At 68.3% G+C, this 18,846-nt stretch carries 9 protein-coding genes and 1 pseudogene; all 10 read right to left on the bottom strand.

Annotation, left to right across the window (positions count from 1 at the left end; all coding sequences use genetic code 11):
* Positions 1-9: 9 nt before the first annotated feature.
* Positions 10-4,113, bottom strand: a complete 4,104-nt coding sequence (locus DMC64_RS15050; RefSeq protein ID WP_125734022.1) for a hypothetical protein — start codon at positions 4,111-4,113, stop codon at positions 10-12.
* Between the two features lie 180 nt (positions 4,114-4,293).
* Positions 4,294-4,617: pseudogene (locus DMC64_RS15045) on the bottom strand (lysine 2,3-aminomutase); the annotation flags it as partial.
* A gap of 1,406 nt (positions 4,618-6,023) precedes the next feature.
* Positions 6,024-6,263 (bottom strand): hypothetical protein, encoded by a 240-nt coding sequence (locus DMC64_RS15040; RefSeq protein ID WP_125734020.1) that lies wholly within the window; start codon positions 6,261-6,263, stop codon positions 6,024-6,026.
* 31 nt (positions 6,264-6,294) lie between these two features.
* On the bottom strand, positions 6,295-8,697 hold the full coding sequence (locus tag DMC64_RS15035; protein ID WP_125734019.1) for a caspase family protein: 2,403 nt from the start codon (positions 8,695-8,697) through the stop codon (positions 6,295-6,297).
* A 67-nt stretch (positions 8,698-8,764) separates the two neighbouring features.
* Positions 8,765-11,641, bottom strand: coding sequence for an AAA family ATPase (locus DMC64_RS15030; protein ID WP_125734018.1), 2,877 nt, complete (start codon positions 11,639-11,641; stop codon positions 8,765-8,767).
* 23 nt (positions 11,642-11,664) lie between these two features.
* Positions 11,665-13,116 carry a hypothetical protein gene (locus DMC64_RS15025; protein ID WP_125734017.1) on the bottom strand — a complete coding sequence of 484 codons (1,452 nt, stop codon included), beginning with the start codon at positions 13,114-13,116 and terminating at the stop codon, positions 11,665-11,667.
* Between the two features lie 24 nt (positions 13,117-13,140).
* The gene (locus DMC64_RS15020; RefSeq protein WP_125734016.1) at positions 13,141-15,837 is read right to left on the bottom strand and encodes a CHAT domain-containing protein; all 2,697 of its coding nucleotides are present in this window, start codon (positions 15,835-15,837) and stop codon (positions 13,141-13,143) included.
* A gap of 48 nt (positions 15,838-15,885) precedes the next feature.
* Positions 15,886-16,806 (bottom strand): hypothetical protein, encoded by a 921-nt coding sequence (locus tag DMC64_RS15015; RefSeq protein WP_125734015.1) that lies wholly within the window; start codon positions 16,804-16,806, stop codon positions 15,886-15,888.
* Between the two features lie 203 nt (positions 16,807-17,009).
* Positions 17,010-17,666 carry a 4Fe-4S single cluster domain-containing protein gene (locus DMC64_RS15010; RefSeq protein ID WP_125734014.1) on the bottom strand — a complete coding sequence of 219 codons (657 nt, stop codon included), beginning with the start codon at positions 17,664-17,666 and terminating at the stop codon, positions 17,010-17,012.
* Entirely contained in the window at positions 17,663-18,841 is a 1,179-nt protein-coding gene (locus DMC64_RS15005) for a hypothetical protein (protein ID WP_125734013.1), read from the bottom strand. Before DMC64_RS15005 ends, DMC64_RS15010 begins: the two co-directional genes overlap by 4 nt.
* Positions 18,842-18,846 lie beyond the last annotated feature (5 nt).

Here is an 18,846-nt window from a genome sequence, read left to right as displayed (position 1 = left end):
GACACCTGCTCAGGAACACGGCGGGCTGTACGGCAGCTCAGCCGACACGAACTCGTCCCACATCTCGCGAGTGAGGGTGTTCCCCGTGATGGCGCAGATGCTGTGGATGGCCCGGGGCACGGTCATGTCCCACAGCCGCACGGTGTGGTCACGGCCGCCGGTGGCGAGGGTGGCGCCATCGGGGCTGAACGCCACCGTGTCGACGTCGGCCTGGTGCCCGGTGAGCGGCTGACCCGCCTGCGTCCGGTCGGTTGTCCGCCAGAGCCGCACGGTGTTGTCGCTGCTGCTGCTGGCCAGCGTCTGTCCATCCGGGCTGAACGCCAACCCCGATACGGGATTGGTGTGGCCGGCAAGGGGTTCGCCGAGCGGTGTGGCGTGCGCGGGATCGGTGACGTCCCACAGCCGCACCTGCTCGTCGTCGCTGCCGCTGGCCAAGGTCCGCCCATCCGGGCTGAACGCGACCCGGCGGATGTCGTCCTTGTGCCCTTTGAGGGGTCCGGTCAGCAACGTGGGCCTGGCCGGATCGGAAATGTTCCACAACCACACCGCGACGTCGCTGTATTCGGTGCCCGTCGCCAGGGTTCTTCCGTCCGGGCTGATCGCCACCGCCAAGGCGTTGGCGTCCGGCCCGATCACGATTCTGGCCAGCGGCACGGGTTTGGCCGGGTCGGCGACGTCCCACAACCGCGCGGCGTTCTCGTCCTTCACATCGCCGCCGGTGGCCAAAATGCGGCCGTCCGGGCTGAACGCCACCGATCGGACGCCGTCGGCGTGCCCGGTGATCGGTGCGCCGATGGGCGTGGGGTGGCCGGGATCGGCGACGTTCCACAGTCGCACGGTCCGGTCGCCGCCGCCCGTGGCCAGGACGCGGCCGTCCGGACTGAACGCCAAGGCGTTGATGTCGCCCTGGTGGCCGGTGAGCGGTCCGCCCAGTTGCCGCCGATCGGCCGTCGTCCACAACCGGACGGTCCGGTCGCCGCCGCCGGTAGCGAGGACGTGCCCGTCCGGGCTGAACGCCAACGCTTTGACTTCGCTCGTATGTCCGGTCAGGACGGTGTCGGGAATGTTCCACAGCCTTACCGCCCGGTCGCCACTGGCGCTGGCCAGCGCGCGTCCGTCCGGGCTGAACGCCATCGATCGGACGCCGTCAGCATGCCCGGTGATCGGCGCGCCGATGGGCGTGGGGTGGCCGGGATCGGCGATGTCCCACAGCCGCACGGTGTAGTCGTCGCCGCCGGTGGCCAGCGTCCGGCCATCAGGACTGAACGCCGCCGACCAGATCGCGCCGGCATGCCCCGTGATCGGCCGGCCCAGTACCACCGGACGAGCCGGATCGGCGACGTTCCACAGCCGCACCGTCCGATCGTTGCTCGCACTCGCCAGCGTCCGTCCATCGGGACCGAACGCCACCGAATGAATGGCCCCGGTGTGTCCGGTCAACGGTGGCCCGAAGGGTTCGGCCCGGTCCGGCGCGGCGATGTCCCACAGCCGCACGGTCCGGTCGTCGCTGCCGGTGGCCAGCGTCCGGCCATCAGGACTGAACGCCACGGAGTAGACGGTGTCGGTGTGCCCGGCCATCGGCGGGCCGAGCCCCGTGTGCCGAGCGGGGTCGGTGACGTTCCACAGCCGGACGGTCCGATCGTCGCCCGCGCTGGCCAGCGTCCGCCCGTCAGGACTGAACGCCAGCGACCGGATCGTCTTGGTGTGCCCCGTGATCGGCGGGCCGAGCGCCGCAGGGCGGGCTGGGTCGGTGACGTCCCACAGCCGCACCGTGTTGTCGGCGCCGCCGGTGCCCAGAGTGCGTCCGTCCGGGCTGAACGCGAGCGCGCGGGTCGCTTCGCCGTGACTGATGGTTTCGTTCAGCAGCACCGGGCGGGCCGGATCAGCGACGTTCCACAGGCGCACAAGTCTGTCACCGCTGCCGCTGCCGGTGGCCAGCGTTCGCTTGTCGGGGCTGTACGCCACCACCCCGGCGCCCTTGCTGCCCGATGGCACCATGGCGGACAACGGCGCGTTCGCATCGACGATCAAGTGGGTGCCCGTGTCCGGATCGGCCGGACGCATCCGGTGGGCGACGAGATCGAGCTGGGCCGCGAGAGACACGTCGATGGCCCGTATCCGGTTCGCCTCGGCGGTGACCTTGTTGAAGATCGCGGCGTCACGTTGTTCGTGGGCGATGTCGCGTTGCCGGAAGGCGTAGACGGCGGCAGCGGACGCGACGAGGCCGAGAACGGCCAGCATGGCGACCGCGGTTCGACGGACTCTTGTCCGTCGGCTCTCGTGCCGGGTCGAGGCGTCAAGGAAGGCCGCACCGAGCGGCGTGAGGGCGGCGCGGTGCTCACTTCTGGACTGCCACCCTCTCGCGACGGCCAGCCGATCGCCGCGATACAGCGATCCGACCGGTTTCCCTTCCCGTTCCCATTGTTCGGCGGCCTCGATCAACTGCTGCCGGATGACCTGATCGTTGCGGCCCGTCTCGATCCAGGTGCCGAGCCGCGGCCACGCCCGCAGCAACACTTCGTGGGAAAGCTCGACGGTGTTGTCGTCCAGCGTGACCAGACGTTTCTCGATCAGCCAGCCGAGAACCGTCTCGGCGGTCCGCGGTGCGTCGAAACCCTTGACGAGGTCGGCCGGATCCGCGCGCCGTCTGGCAGGCGGCGCGTCGTGCCTGACCACGACCAAGTGCATGAGGATGTGCTGGAAGATCATGCGCTGCTCGGCCGTGGAGCACCGCGCGTAGGCCTCGTCCGCGGTAGCCGCGATCGCGCCTTGGATCCGCCCGGTCCGGTCGTAGTCCGCCAAGGTCAGCTTGTCGCCCGTGCGCCGTTGCCAGGTGACGGCCAACGCGTGGGCCAGCAGGGGGAGCCCGCCCGCATCCGTCCCGGCCTCGTGCAGGAGGACCTCGACAAGACTCGGCTCCACGTCGACGCCGATCTGCCGGGCCGGCCGCTCGATGGCCGCTCGCAACCCGGCCGGAGTCATCGCCTGGAGGTTGAACTGGCTTGCCGGCAGGAACTTCGCGAGCTGATCGTCGGCGAGGCAGTGGTCGTAGAAGTCGCCCCGCACCCCGAGAACGGCACGCATCGCGATCAGCGCGGCGATGAAACACCGCCGCTCGGTCTCGCCGGCGCACAGGGTGAACACCTCTTCGAACTGGTCCACCACGACGACGGTCCCGTCAGGCAGCATGCTCGCCAACAGGGCGGGATCGGATCCGACCGCCGAGAGCGCGGTGTCCACGCTGTCGTCGATGAGCCGCGCGACCTGCTGTGCCAGTGTTTCGCAGGGCTTCTTCGCCGGGGTGAGCAACAGCCACGGGCGTCCACTGTCGGCCACGGCGGTCGTCACGCCCGCTCGAAGCAGCGATGACTTGCCGGCGCCGGACGGTGCGACGACGAAGACCGGCCCGCCGCGGTGATCGATCTTGTCCATCAACGCGGACAAGGTCGCCTCGCGGCCGAAGAACCATCGCGCTTGGTCAGGCTGGAACGCACGCAGACCCGGATAGGGGCAGACGTCCTCCGGCCACTCCGCCTGGCTGACGTCGGGCGGGTACGGGTCGTCCGGCAGGCAGATCCACCCAAGCGCCTCCGTTTCCTTGACCCGGATGCGCTTGGGCCGATAGCGGGTCTCGTCGGCGGCGCTGTGCCAGACCACTTCACGGAACAGCCAGTCGGAGGTGATCACCGCGAGCACGCCGGCCGACCCGGCGAGGGCGTCCTTCAACGGCGACGCGTCGAGCAACCGGAACGTGTGGTTGATCGCGACGCCGGTCGCGCCGTGGGCGTCGAGCAGAACCTCCCCGGCGTGCACCGCCATCCTCAGCCGGATCTGCTCGCCGGTCCCGTGCGCTCGGTTGTGCCTGTTCAACGCCTTCACCAGACGACCGGGCACCTGCTCGACGAACAGCCGCTTCGGAACCTCCGCCGGCGCCAGGAGAAGCACACCGTCGCCCCGGTCTTCACGATGGCAGGTGTTCCAGTGCGAGCCGAGCGCATGAGCCAAGGCCGCATAGAGGGCGCTGCGCACGTTCCTCTGTTCCGGGTTCTTCCTGCCGCTGAACCGCTCCACGTCCACGACCAGAACCGTGCGATGCAGTGCATCGGGCGACACGAAACCTCCGCAGATCACGTCACTCGGCCAAAGATGCCGCCCATAGTCCTCGCAGCCGCACAGAGCCCGAGGAGCTTTCACTCGTTCGCGTGAACCGATCGACGTTCAGCGAAGCAAAGGGGCGTTCAAGCTCGTATGAGCCTGAACGCCCCTCCGGGACTTACCCGATAAACTGGCCGGTCAAGCCATCGGAGGCTGCTCGCGCCACCAGCGCTGGCCGGCTTCGGGCAGCGTCGAGATCGGGTCGTAGTACGGGTACCGCCGCTGCAAGGCTTCCGGGTCCTCGTGCTCGATCCCGGTGCGGTAGTTCTTGGTCCAGTACGAGATCCCGAGTTCGCGGTCGTATTCGGCTAGCTGGTGGACCCAGCGCTTCCCGACGTAGGGCACGTCGCAGACGATCCGCGGGGTGGCGTAGCCGGGCAGGTAGCCCATGATCGCGTGCTGCAGTTCCTGTGCCTCGTGCACGGAAACCCGCCAGTGCTCGTCGTTCGGGATCATGTCACACTAAGCGGAGTTTGGCGTAGGGCGTCGCCTGGATGCACCCTTCACCTGCCGTGTTCGCTGTCGCGAACGTCCACAATGGATCTCTGGGCCGTTTCTGGGCCGCCAGAAAAAGTCACAGGACAGTAACTTTTGACCCGCTCGTGATCGGCTGCCAGCGAGCGAAAAGTCGCGGAGCCCATTCATCGTGACACCCGTCGCTGGGGTGCGCTATCGCTTGATTGAGTAAGCGATGCTGGGCGAGAGGTCCGAGGTTGTTGGTGGTCTGGCGCGGTTTGGTGCGTTTCGAAGCTCGTATGCCGTAGCCCCTTCGCCCTTTGTGTAGCGCTCATCATGCTGTCTAAAACCAGATTGGGGGAGTGATGGACCTGCAGAGTGTGACACCCAGTCACGACGTATGTGTCGCCCTGTCCAGGCATCGCAGGGGGCGACAAGGTCCATGAAGGGTCGTCACCGCAAGCGAGGTGGCCGAGTCTGGAGTATGTGGGGCAGCTTGGGTCGCGGCGAGCAGTTGGTAGGCGCGCTGTCCGTTGCGCGGGAAGTGCGGGAAGGAGTGTTCGTCGTCATCTGTGTGGAGGTCCAACACCAGTGCGGTCGGGTTGAGTCGGCGGCCACTGAAGTAGTTCCGGTGCTGCCTCGTACAACGGACGAGCTTGAGTTTCATGTTGGCGAGGTCGTCGCTCGGACGCGACGTGCCCGATGATCGCGCCGAGGGCCTGGGCCTGCTGCCGAGGGTAGTTCGTATCTCGTATCAGCTGTCCGGCAGTCTCTTCGGCGCCTGTTCGTGCGGTCGCCTTGGCGACGGAGGCCAGTGCTCGAACTGTTCTTCTTGGATCGGTGATCGAACGGGCGATCCGTTCGGCGTCGCTGCGGTCGTCGCCACGATCTCACGCAGCATCCGGGAGGACCTTGCGGAGCCACCAAGCCGGTGTGCGTTCTGTTCGCCGTCGGCGAGCAGGTGGCCGGCCCCTGTTGCGCTTTCCTGACTCAGGGACCGCCTTTGCCACCACCAACAGCGCCGCAATCCTGTCGCCCGGATCGTCGATCGAGCGGGCGCGCGGCTCGGCGCCATCGTGGTCACCGGCCGCGACCGCTATGGCGGTCTAGTGCCTGGGCCAACCTCGGACGGATCGAACGAAACGTCGAGCCGGGTCAGGGTCGCCTGCCCGCGCAATCGCCTCTGCCGTGACCCAGGTCGACTCGTTTGTGACGGCCTGAGTGCTCGTTTCCCTGCCGGACGACGGATCGATGGTGACGAACTGATGACGTTGTCGCCCGAGAAATATCTCAGATGTTGCTCCTCATATAGCGGCATTGAGTCGTGTCCTCGAAACGGCTGATCCGAGTCGTATCAGGCAGAACGTTCGGGGTAGCCGCTGCGACGAGCAGGACTGCGCGGGCCGAGCGACTCAAGTCCTGGAACCGGAAATCTCGGTCGGCCGAGGGACTGCGCCATCGTCGATGACGGCTAGCAAGGCCACCCTGCCGTTGAAGATGACCGTGGCCGGGGTGTCATCGCCTGCGAGGAGGGCGAGTTTGACGACCTTCGCCTCGGACATGGAGGCTTCGATGGTGGCCGCCACCGAGGCCGCCTCGGCCGCGTTCACCTTCCACATCTGGTCGCCGAGTTTGACTCGCTTGGTCTCCATTGCCGTTTCCTTTCGTCTGGGGGATTGGCTGCTACTGAAGAACTGACGGACCGCCGACGAGCGATTCGTCGATGGTGAGATCGAAGGTGAAGTCCGCCGTGCGGACCGTGTTCTCCGTTTTCAGCCGGACTGCCCCGAATCGTTCATCGGCTCGGAAACCTGCCCGGTACAGGCCGATGACCCGGTCCGACGACGCCGCGAGCAAGGCTTGGGCGGAGTCGATGATCTCGGCGGCCGAATCCCCCGCCAATACCGAGAAGTCCACTTCGTTCCCGGCGTCCGGTGATACCCATACGGCGATGTCCAGTCGTTCGCGCACCTCTCCCGCGAACACCGACCTGTCCGCGACGCCGAGCCGGGTGCCGTCTACCGCCCCGCTGAACCGTGCGGTGTGGGTGTGATGGCGGACCCTCCCGTCGGCGCCGGTGGTCGTGACCAGCAAGTCGAGCCGGAAGTCTTGGCTGCGGAACGAGCGATTGTGGTGCACGACCAACGCGGGCAGCCGGATGACGACCCTGGCAGGCGGCCCGATTTCGCTCGAGGCAACAGGGTCCGGGCGGTCGTCGACCTCGAATACCGCCCTCTCCGCACGCGGTGCGGGCGTCGCCACGACATCGAAGTCGAGGGTCCGCACCGCGAAGCGCACCGGGCGCGTCAGCATCGGTGTGATGAGTTCTCTGCTGTCCTGGGCACCCAATCGCCGGAGCTGCTGTTCCAACCGGTTCAGTGGCCGACCCGTGCGCACGCCACCCTGCTGCAGGACGATCGCATCGGTGCGCTCCTCGCCGAGCAGGACCATGATCGTTTCCCGGCGTGGCCTCACCGGCGGCACCGACGACGGCCAGCTCAGTTCGAAGCCGGGTAGCGCACCCGTGACGTCGTCCCCGCCGAAGACATATCGCTGGTGCGGTGCGATGGGCACGCCGCTCGGATGCGCTGGGTTCAGCAAAGTGACCTGTGACGACACTCCGATATCCAGCAGCGACACATACAGATACTGGTCACTCTCGTTGTGCACCACCACGCAGACCGCCTGCCCAGGGTGGAGTACGGCACCTCCAGCGGGCAGCGGGTGCGCGACACCGTCGACGACCCGCGCCAGCTCGACGCGAACCGGCGCGGGCAACGCCATCCCCGGATCTTCGCAAAAGCGCAGCAACGCTCGCGCTCGTGCTATCCGCTTGAGGTCCCCCAGCAGCTGATCACCGTCGGTTTTCGGCTGGTTCAGCGGACCGGCGCCGTCGTGCAACGCAACGCCCTCGGAGCCGGCCACCACGCGCACCACCCCGGTCTCATCCGGCGAGGCCACGCGCAGCGTCGGCTCGGCTCGCACCTGGTTCACCAGCGAAACCAACCCGGCGTCGAGAGAAACCGGGAGCGACGGCACGGCTGTGGCGACCAACTGGGCATACGCGCCCACGGGAAGTTCCAGATCGGGCGAGGGGCCCTGCAACCTGCCGAAGGCCGCGTGGCCGTCCGTCCACTCGATCACGACCGCGCCGAGCAGGTCGTCTTCGTGGTAGATGGCGAACTCGTCGCCTTTCTTGTAGCCAAGCAGCCGGGCACCCGCGATGCGAATCCACTGACGCTGCCGGAAGGCGGGCAGGGACGCGACCTGATCCACCGATTCGATCCCGAACAGCTCCCGCTCACCAGGTCCCTCGACCTCCGGACGCTGTACCCCGCACCGCTCCAGGACGAGCTGCCGGACACGGTCGGCAACGGTCGCCCAGGACAACCGCCCGGCCCGCGGGTCGAGCGAGTCGAGCGTACGGGTGAGTGCGTCGGTGAAGTAGCCCATGGGCACGTCATCGTCGTTGAGCGCCTCGTAGGCACGCTGGTTCGTCGCGCAGGCCACGATCCTCACCGCGTCCGGATTGCCACGGGGATTCAACCTCGACAGGTCGGAGCCGTTGCGGTGAAGCGAGTCCAAATGCGCGCGGGCCACGTACGGCGGTACGGCACGGGGCCATGCCTTCGTCACGCCGCCGAATTCCAGATCGCGAGAGAGCGCGCTGGAGTGGCAACAGTCGAGGATCACCGCTGCATTGCGGGTGCGCGCGGTGAGCCTGTCGAGCAGCAGGGAAAGCTCCACGTTGGCAATGCCGCGGAAATCGTCCTCCGTGGACTCTTCGAAGTCGGTCGGCACGATGTACTGCACCACCCCCGGCCCTGGCATGCCGTCGGCGAGGGAGGGATCCTTGGCGTAGGCGCCGTGACCGCTGTAGTAGACGACGGCGGCATCGCCCTGGCCGGACTGGCTGATCAACCGTTCGTACGCATCGAGAATTCCCGCCCGGCTGGCGTTCTCTCCGTCGCACACCACCGGCGTGAAACCCCAGCGTGCCAACGAGGCAGCCATCGCGGCGGTGTCGTTGCCGGTGCCGGACAGCCCCCCGGCATTCGAGCCGATCAACAGTGCCCTGCGTGTCATGTTTCCCTCCAGGTTCCAGGTACGCGAAACCAGACCTGGCCGTGCCTTGGCCTGTTCTCGCGGTCCATCAGTTCCCCAGCAGCCCGTTCTCGCGGGCGATCCGCACGGCGTCGGGGGCGTTCTTGGCGTCGAGCTTGCGCATCGCCGACGCACGCTGGTTGGCCACGGTGGACGTAGCCACCTGCAGCCGGCCGGCGATCTGGCGGTTGGTCAACCCTTGGGAGACGAGGCCCAGGATTTCGAGCTCGCGGTCGGCGATCCCGAACGGTCTCTTCGGCCGGGCCGGGACCCTGCTCGACAGCTTGTACGCCCGGCTGATCCGCTGGATCAGCGCGGCCAATGGTTCCGCTCCGAGCCGGTTCGCGATCCTCGCGGCTTCCTCGGCCGCCTCGACCGCGGCCGGTCTGTCGTGAGCCCGGGCGGCGGCTTCCGCGGAGCGGGCCAGCGCATACGCCTCGGAATACGGTCGTTCCAAACCGGACCACGAATCCGCGAGGCCGTTCCACGTCGCCGGGTCGTCCACGCCTGCCGCCCTGGCTTGCTCAGCCGCACAGAGCGCGGCGAGTACCTGGGTTTCGGGATCACTGCCATCGGTCGCCCGTGAGGCGGCTTCGTCGGTGAAGACCTGGAGTTCCGGCGGCGGACAGGGACCTGGCCAGTCAGCGGCGAGCCGCAGCCCATAGGCGCAGAGCTGCAACACCAGCAGCGCGTCTTCGCTTGCGGCGACCGCTTCGATCCCGTGCCGCACGGTCCTCAGGGCGCCCTCCAGGTCGCCGCGAGCGGCGGCCAGTTCGGCGAGGCAACGGTAGAGGGGGCTCAGGAACCGCGGCTGCGTGCTGGGCAGGTTCCGCACACCTTCCAACATCCGTTCGGCATCGTTGAACCGGCCGGTCGCCAGGTCGACCTCCGCCTTGGTCAGCCGCTGGAACGTGGTTTCTCGCGCCGGGTGGTAGCGCAGCACCTCCTCGACGAGGACCGCAGCCTTGTCCCACTCGCCGATCTGGAACAAGGTGGCGCAAGCGTTGTTCGCCAGCAGCGCCGACTGCCGGGAGTCGAGCAGGCCGAACTCCCTTGTTGTCGCCAGGCCGAGCTGGAACTGTTCCGCGGCCTCGGCTATCCGGCCCGCACGCTCGAAGCAGACGCCGAGGTTGCCACGGGCTCGTAACTGGTCTTCCAGCTGATCTTCCGCTTCGGCGATGCCCAGTGCGCTTTCCACGGCCGCGATCGCCTCGTCGTGTCTGCCGAGGCCGGACAGCGCCAGCCCCTGGCTGATCCGCGCGCGCCCGACTTCCGGACCTGCGGACGCCGTCTCGGCTTCCGCTTCGGCCTGCAGAGCGAGTTCGAGTGCTTCCGTGCACTGCCCGGACTTCACCGCCGCGGTGGCGAGGGCGGAACGAACACGGGAGCCCGCCGCGCTCGGCCGTACCTCGGTCAGCAAGTGGTCCGCGGAACGCAGTTCGGCCAGCGACTCCTCGTCGTCGCCCGCCTCCCACAAATAGCTGCTCAGCCGCTCGTGCAGGCCACCGCGCAGCACGAGATCCGCCCCACTCGCGGCCTCCACCGCCCGGCGAGCCCAAGTCACGCATTGACGAAGGTGCCCGGCCCAGCGGGCGGCGTTCGCGGCCACCTCCAGCACCTGCGTCAGCGTGGTGCCCGCGACCTGCTCCGGTTCGGCCAACCGCGGCCACAGATCCAGCGCACGGGCGTACTGGGTTTCCGCTTCGGTGAACGCCCGTAGGCGCATGGCGAGGTCCCCTGCGCCGACCGAGGCGTGTAGTGCCCGGTGCGCGTCGTCCGCGGCGAACCAGTGGTAGGCGAGCTCAGGCAGCAGGTGTGGGTTCGACGGCATCTCCTTGGCCAGCGCCTCGGCGAACTGGGCGTGCAGGCGCTTGCGTTCCCGGGTGAGCACCATCCCGTACGCGGCTTCGCGGAGCAGTGCGTGCTGGAACCGGTACGACGCGTTGTTTCCGTCCTCAACCAGTACTTGCCGTTCGAGGCATTCGGTGAGGGCGGCATCGAGCGCCTGGTCGTCGAGACCGGAGATCCGGGCCAGCAGGGCGTCCCCGACCCGGCGGCCCGCCACTGCCGCGACCTTGGTGAGCTCGCCCGCGTTCTGCCCGAGCCGGGCGAGGCGCTCACGCATGAGGTCGTGCAGTGACGGCGGGATGCGGGTGACGCCCGATCCGGACTCGGCGACCAGCTGTTCGGTGAAGTACGGGTTGCCCTCGGAAAGGGTGAAGTACTCGTCGGCCCGCTCGGGGCTGACGTCCTCCCCGGTCAGTATGGCGACGAAAGACCGCAGCTCCTTGCGGCTGAACGGCGGCAGCGTCATCCTGCGGGTGCGGCGGACGAACTCCGGCTCGGTCAACCGGACCCGCAGCGGGTGCCCGGTGCGGAGCCCGGACCGGTAGCTGCACACCAGCATCAGCCGCTCGTCGGAATTGGTGAGCACCAGGAAGGCGATGAGGTCCAGGGTGGCGGTGTCGGCCCACTGGACGTCCTCGAACACCAGCAGCAAAGGTTTCTGGCCGCCGAGGTGGTCGAGCAACCGGGAGACCGCGCCGAACACCCTGGCCTGCGCGCCGTATCCCGGGGCGGGTCCGGGGCCGGTGGTGAAGTCGGAGATCAGGTCCGCCAGCTCCGACCAAGCCGGTCCGGCCAGTTCCCTGGCCCGCCGCTCGCCTTCGGCACGGACCAGGCCACGCAGCGCTTCGGTCAGCGGTCCGTACGGAATGCCGTCGCCCGCCAGTTCCAGGCAGCCGCCCGCCAGTACGAACGCGCCTGCCTCTCGTGCGGTGCGCGCGAACTCCTGCAGCAGCCGGGTCTTTCCGGTGCCGGCCTCACCGTCGAGCACCATGGCCGTGGGCCGCCCTTCGGCCGCGGTAGCCAGCAGTTCCGAGAGCAGGCGGAGTTCGTCAACCCGCCCGAAGAACCGGTTTGTCACCGCTGTCCCTTTCACTCTGTGCGTCAGCCGAGCGGTCGGGCCGCGGCCGTCAGCGACACGGGCCAGGGATAGTCAGCGGGCAGGCCCTCGATCGCCTTGCGCAGCTCGGCCGCGGCGAACGCCGCCCGGCAAACGCAGCGCAAGGCGTGCAGCTCCGCCGCGCGGTCCGCGGCCAGGTCTCCGGCGGCCAACGCGGCGTCGAGGCGCCCGGTGAATCCGGCCGCGACAGGCTCCAACCCGGCCAGCGGTCGCTTGGGGGAGAGGAACGCGCCCAACGAGCGCAGCATCACCGGCACTGCCGAATGATCGGCCGGGAGCGCGCGCACGGCGGTCAGCAAGGCCTCTGTGCCGAGTTCGTAGTCGGTGCCGTCGCCGTCGGGGTCCGCGCGTTGCCGCAAGCACAGGAACGTGGCGTAGACGAAGTGAGCCAGCGCAGTGTCCTCTTCGGACAGATCGACATCGTCGCTCTCCATGACCTCACTGGCCAAGGCGACGGTGTCGTCGACGATTTCGACACCGGGCGCGGTCGAGCCGGGCAGTAGGAACCGGGCCGTGTTGTGCCAGGTGTCCTCGCCGTTCTGGTCCAGGGACAGCGATTGGACGAGGGAACGCATCAGGTCATGTCGAGCGGGCAGCGGCGGGGTGGCAGCCGGGGTCTGCTCGAGTGGCGTGTTCGCGCTTTCTTCGCCGTCGTCCTCCATGATGATCACGGGTACTTCCTCGCGTGGCATATCGAGGATCCCCGCCCCCGGCTCCAGCGCCGTGCGCATCAACCCGAAGACACCCGTACCACCGGTGTCGAATCGCCTCTTCAGTTCGGCGAACCGCCCGAAGAAGCCTTGCATCGCCGTCAGGTCGAAGGGGTTGGTCCCGATCCCGAGCAAGGTCTTCATCAGTTCGCACATCTGAAGCAGCAGCTCGGCCATGTCCAAGATGTCAGCCGTAACGCCCGCCGTCTCGCGCACATTCAGCAGCAGTTGTTCCGCGCGGTCGAGGTCCGGGTTGGCCGCGGGGGAGCGCCGTCCGGTCAGCATGTCGATCGGCGACTGCGACAGCATCGCCGTCAGCCGATGCTCGGAGTTGGTGATCAGCAACATCCCCAGCAGCACTCGCAATATCGCGGAATAGTTGACCGCGAACGTTCCTCGTGTGATGGCCTCCTCGATCAGCGTGATGGCTCGCGACCGTTCGCCCCCGCTCCGGACCTGCGAGTCACGGAAGGCGAGCAGGAATCCCAAGAATCCCGCGACCTGCGGGCGCTGCGGGTCGTCTTCGCGGTGGTAGCCATAAACCTCGTCGGCACAGCGGATCGCCTCGTCCAGGTCCGCCCGCGCCGAGGGGGACTCGACCGGCACGGTCATCATGCGCTGGTACAGCTTCTGCGCCAGGTTTCCCAGTGGCTCCGTCCTGGCAGGGCCGGTGAGTCCCGCGAGCCGGGCGCGCAGCTCGTCGATGGTCTCGGTGGTCTGGGGCATCCGGTCTCCTCTGGTCGGGGCTGGTCAGTGGCCGCCGTGGACGAACCCCGCCCATCCAACGACCCCGGCGTGCTCGCGGCCGCCGACAAGCTCGCGCAGGTGAGCGGGCATGGTGTCGGGCATGGGCGTGTCCGGGCGGAGCATGCAGAGCTGAGCCGCGCGCAGCGCCTGCCACGGTGGCAGCCGCTCCGTCCTCAAGTAGTGGTGGAACAGGTACATCAGCATCGAGGTCGCCTCGTCCGGCACCGCCCACTGCGTGGAGAGGACCGTGCGGACACCGCCCGCCAGGAACGCCGTGCCGAGGCTGTATGCCTCGTCGTAGCCGTGGATGGATCGGCCCGTGTGGCACGCGGCCATCACCACGAGACCGATCTGCCGGTTCGGGTTGCTGTTGAGCAGCCGCACGATCTCGTCCGCGCCCAGCTCGCCATGGCCGCCGGCGGGATCGGACGCCAGCAGCAAGCTCGCCTTCGCCGTCTGCTCGTCGGAGGCGAACTGGCCGTGGCAGGCTAGATGGAGCACCGCCCCCGCCTGCGGTTTGTCGGTGGCCAGCCAGGCGCGCACCTGGTCGGCGGTGCCGGGCCCAGACGGGCTCACCGAGCCGTTCGGGCGGCGCCCTACGTACTTCGCCGCGCGCAGGAAGGCCTGGTGCACCTCGAAGGCCTCGAGCCGGGCGGCGGGCAGATCCCGTGGGAGACCATCCGTTCGCGGGTCACCGACGACGAGGCCGGTCGAGGTCAGCCGCACCGGTGGGCGTGCGGCGTTGGCGCAGAACTCTCGTGCCGACACCGCCTGGGAGAAGGCGGCCAGCTCCACTGCGTAGGTGCCCTCCGCGTTGCGCGCGGCTTTCCAGGGGATGGCCGCCAGCTCCGCCATCGGGATGAGCACGATCCGCGGCGTCCGGTCGCGTTTTTCCACGTCGCGGGCGAAGTAGCGATCCAGGAGCGGGCCGATGGCCGCTCGCCATGCCCACTCGCACAGCTCGTCCAGGCGGTTGGTGAAGGGAGCTTGAGCGGCCGGGCTCAACTCGCGGGACAGAGCCGACAACGCGGCCAGATACCCCTCGACTTCAGCCTCTTTCCGTACGCTGAGGTAGGTCAGCGGTAAGTAGGCCATCGGTCCTTCGCGCGGCACCACCAGTGCCATCCCCGGCTGATACCCCTCGGCGGGGAGGAGGTAGACGAGGGCGTCCGCGTCCACGGACCGCAGCGCGGCTCGGACATCCGACGGCGTCGGCAGTTTGAGCAGCTTGTCGATCCCGCCCGCGGCGGCCACCAGCACCTCGACGGCCTCGGCGCGCAGGCCCCAGGCCGTCGGCCCTTCGACCTCCCAGCGGCGGGCCAGGTCATCGCGACCCGCCGCCCGCAGCCTCGGTACGAGGTCGAGTACTTCGACCTCGGCGAACAGCATCAGGCCGCGGCCGGCGTCCAACGCGTGCATCGCACCCGCGTAATCCCCGGTCACCAAGCACTGCCGGGCGAAGTCCATGCCATAGGTGGCGGCCTCCCGCAGGCCGGTCCTTGCGGTTGCCGGGTCCGATTCCACCAGGGCCTGGTGGGCGAACCGGTACATGGCTTCCAGGCCCGCCACGTCGGACCCACGGCGGTTGCCCACCCGTCGCTTGATCTGCGCGAGCAGATTCTGGACGTCGGTCCACGGCCGGTTCGCCGAACCACCGCGGCCACGCAGATCGTCGATGAGGTCCTCGAGTACCTGCTGGGCCTCATCGAGGCCTTCGATGGTGCCGAGGACTTCCGCCCGCCGCCACAGAGTGATGGCGAGCCCGTTCCGGGCGGCGTCCTGCATGGGACCGGGCTCATCCGCCGCCTCCCTCATCAGTTCGACGGCGCGATCGATCCGGTCGAGGTCGGTCTCCTGGCCCCCGCGTAGCAGGGCGTAGTTCGCGACGAGTTTGCCCGCGGGGTTCGCACTGTCGCCGGTGTACTTCCGGATGATTTCCTCGGCGGTCAGGTCGCTGAAGTCAGGTTCGGGATCGTTTATCAGGCTTAGTATCGCTTCGCTCCCTCCCGGTACCGCGAAGTCGGCCGGGTCCAAGCCGAGGGTGGCCGCGCTGCCGCGTAGACGGTCGAGAAGGGCCCGCACTTCTTCCCAGTCCCCGGTACGCATCGACCGAAGAAGTTCCTGCATCGTGGCTTGCATTTCCCGGAGAGGCGCGGACTGCGGTACGTCGCCGATGCGGTCGATCATCTGCCCCATAGCTTCCGCCGCACCGGACACGCTGCTCTCGTCACCTCGGTGGAAGGCGGTATTGAGCTGTACTGCTTTGCGGGCGCTCTCGATCGCGTTCAGAGTCGGCGGGAAGTCCGCGTGCCTGCCCGCGAGCTCGTCCAGCTCGGCGATGGCGGCAGTGCCGTCGATCTTCCGGTGCTGCGCCTCGTGCGCCAGCTGGCAAGCGCGGCCCGAATCCCGCGCCTGCGGCCAGGCGAGTAAATGCGGCGGCGCGGTGTCTACCATGCTCAGCAGCGCACCGAGATCGCTCATGGTCTTCAAAGGCGGTGCGCCGCCCCCCTCGGTCAGCAGAGTGACCATCGTTGCCGCGAGTTCGCCGCGCTGGGGATGCCCCGCGGACAACGTGTTCAGCTCGGCCACGAAGGAGGACACGTCGTTCGACTCGACGGCGCCGGCGGCCATGGCGTCCACGGTGGCCCGGCAGCGGGCGACGACCGCCGCGTCAGAGGGAGCATCCGGTCCGTTCTCCACGCAGCCTCCTCGATCGCGTCTTCTCTTCTTTGACGGACGGACGTTTCATCACCGGGCGGCCGCGGCGGCGAGCACGCGGCCCACCGCCGCGGGACCGTCGGCCCACGGCTCGTCGTGGAATACCGACGACACCACCTCCACCACAACGGCTTCGGGTGCCTCGCCGTCGGCGATCCTGCGGTCGATCGCCGCCATCGCGACGGCCGCCCGCTCTTCGAGCGGATCTGCTTCTTCCAGGCGGAAAGCCGAGTCGGCGCCGTACTCCGACGAGAAACGCGGCAGCGGGACCGACAGCAATCGCTTGTGCCCCAGAGGCCTTTCCACGTAGTCCACATACCACTTCGGTCGGACGCGCATGGCCGTCAGCACCACTTCGGTCGCGTCTTCGACCAGCTGCTGGGCGGTTGCGGGATCGCTGCCGCGAGCCACGCGGTACTCGGCCCACTGCTCGGTCGGCCAGATACCGGGACCCATGGCGATGTCCGAGCCGGCGAACTCCAAGATGTCGACGGCCTGCGCGATCAGTGTGGGGTCCTCGTCAAGCTCGGCTGCCAGCCAGCGGGGAACCCTGGGGCGCTGCAATGCGCCGCGCTCGCTGCGTCGGCGACGGTAGCCGTCGACGGTCGAATGGGAGAGACGGCTGTGGATCCAGCCCTCCAAAGAGATGATGGGGATGCGCGCGTTGCGGAACACGTCGTCGACAACGGCTTCCATGTCGTCGTGGAACCGGTCCAGGCACCTGTCGTCGAGGTGGCGGACCGCTACGGCACAGCGGTCGTGGCCGCGTTTGAGTTCCAGCCTCCTGGTGAGATTCCGGAATACGACCGGCTGGGCGATCTCGAAGACGGATGCCCGCAGGCATCTGCGGGCATCGCCGCGGGCGAGAGCCGCGCGGACGGCCAGCTCTCCCCGGCTCGCCAGCTGCCGGACCTCGTCGGGAACGGTGCGGAAGAAGTCATTCTCGGCCATCGGAAGGCTCCTGGGATTCATGATTGCTTCGGTAAAACCGAAGCTAGGAGCCGTTTTCCGCGGATTCGATGGACCGGACGGGAATTGATGACAAGTGCCTATCCCGGGTCAGGTGGACGATCACCTCGAACGCCGGACTAGACCGTTTCTCGCCGTGTCGGGCTGCTCGGCCGTCCTGATCGTACTTGGAGAGCGAACACGCCTCAGGGTCGCCAGGTGGTGTCGGTGACTCGGAGCCCGACGCTCTTCAAGGACCGGTCGAGGTTGCGCAGCGTCCCTTTGCGGGGCGTGCCGATGATCCAGGGATCATTGCCGCGGACCTCGATCTGGAGCGGTCCCTTCTCCGGCGCATGGTCGATGAAGCCGGAATAACGGCGCCGGCCCAGCTCGGTCCGGGGGACCATCCGCTGGTTCGCCGATCCCCGCCACACCAGCTTGGTCGGCTTGGCGACCTCGAACCGGCCGAAGACCACGACATCGGCGAGGGCGAGCACGGCCAGCCGCGTTTCGTCCAGCTCGTCCTCGTCATAGCCGGTGTACACCAGGAAATCGAGCTCCCGGGCCACCTCCCGCCGGACCTCGTCCGCGGCGGTGAGGAAGGTGGCGAGGTCGTCCGCTTGCTGTAGCGGTTCTCCGCCGCTCACCGTCAAACCGTCGGCACCTTGTTCGACCGCGGACCGCCACAGCGCGGCCAGTTCCGTGACCGATGCCTCCACGCCACCGTCGGCGGGCCAGGTGTCCAGCGACATGCATCCCTTGCAGGACAACGTGCAACCCTGCACCCATACGGTCAGCCGGTTCCCAGGGCCCAGTGCGTGGACGGGGTAGTGGGTCCGACTGATGCGCAACCGAGCGCTCATTGAGCGTCCTCCTGGCGCAGGACGCTCAGCCGGTGCTCGACGGCCTCGGTGAAAGACGCGTCGCCCATGGTGGCCGACAGAGCGTCGAAGTAGGCGTACTCCGCCGCCCGGTAGGCGGCTTGAATGGCCTCGATCAGGGTCTCCGGCTGGCGGTCGTCGCTTTCCGGAACGACCGCACCGAAGTCCGCGAAGCCCGGATCGAGTTGCAGAACCGCCTGCTGCAGCTCCGCGTCCAACTCCTCGAAGCGGCGCCGGTTCTCCGCATAGGCTTCTTGGAACGGGTGCCTGCGGGCGAGGCCGATCATGAACGAGACGGAGCCGCCGACGAGTAAGCCGGCGGTCAACGTCACCACCAGCGTCGTGCCGGTGATATCGAGAGAAGCCAGACGAACTTGATCGACGCCGACGACGGCCGCCGCGACCATACCGAGGAAGATCGCCATCGTCGCCCAGGCGACCGCCAGTACCACCGCCGCCGGGGTGAGGGCACCGTCGCTGCCGGTGGCCCGGCCAGAGCGCACCATGAGCGCGGTGACGTGTGGTCCCAGCACCATCAGCACCGCGGACGAGATCCCGAGAGCCCAGGCCGCGCCGGGCTGCGCGCTCTTCAGGAAATGCTGATAGACCATGAAGTGCAACGGGCTGAGCGCGGCGACGAGACCGGTGAGGATGAGCACTCGCCACCGGATTCCGAGTGCGGTGGTCTCTCCTTCCCACACCGGGTCGTCCACGGGCACCGGCTCCGCGGCAGGGTCGCCCTCGGCGGCGGGCGGCCGGTCCAGATCGGGCTCCCGTAGCCATGCTTCCTGTCCCGCCAGGCGGCTCATGCTCAGCTGCGCGCCCACCATGCGTTGCCGTGCCTCGTCTCGCCGCGCCCGCAGCGGCGCGGTCTGGTTCAGCACCGAGAGGTGGCGGTCCCGTGCCGACGCGACCGCGGCCAGGCATCGTTGACGCAGAACATTCACGTAGTCCTCCTTCGCCGCTTCGGCCTCCTGAGCGGGAAGGAAGGGATCGGTGAACGACCAGCCGTCGCGGACGTGGTTGCGGGCGTCGGCCGCTCCGCGCGCGCTCGCCTCGGCGATGAGCACCGCGGCGGGAGTGCGCGGCTCTTCGGTGGCGACGGGCAGCCGCGGCTCGGCCCGCGTTGCGAACGAGTTCTGCGGGGGATGAGTCACGGCGA

This window comes from Amycolatopsis sp. WAC 04197, assembly GCF_003947475.1.
In the GTDB taxonomy this organism is placed as follows: Bacteria; Actinomycetota; Actinomycetes; order Mycobacteriales; family Pseudonocardiaceae; genus Amycolatopsis; species Amycolatopsis japonica.
This window is presented reverse-complemented; position numbering and strand designations above follow the sequence as displayed.

Excerpts from the sequence above, each read along its gene's own strand:
- DMC64_RS15015 (WP_125734015.1), bottom strand. The coding sequence starts at position 16,806 with ATGGCCGAGAATGACTTCTTCCGCACCGTTCCCGACGAGGTCCGGCAG.
- DMC64_RS15035 (WP_125734019.1), bottom strand. The coding sequence starts at position 8,697 with ATGACACGCAGGGCACTGTTGATCGGCTCGAATGCCGGGGGGCTGTCC.
- DMC64_RS15010 (WP_125734014.1), bottom strand. The coding sequence starts at position 17,666 with ATGAGCGCTCGGTTGCGCATCAGTCGGACCCACTACCCCGTCCACGCA.
- DMC64_RS15040 (WP_125734020.1), bottom strand. The coding sequence starts at position 6,263 with ATGGAGACCAAGCGAGTCAAACTCGGCGACCAGATGTGGAAGGTGAAC.
- DMC64_RS15025 (WP_125734017.1), bottom strand. The coding sequence starts at position 13,116 with ATGCCCCAGACCACCGAGACCATCGACGAGCTGCGCGCCCGGCTCGCG.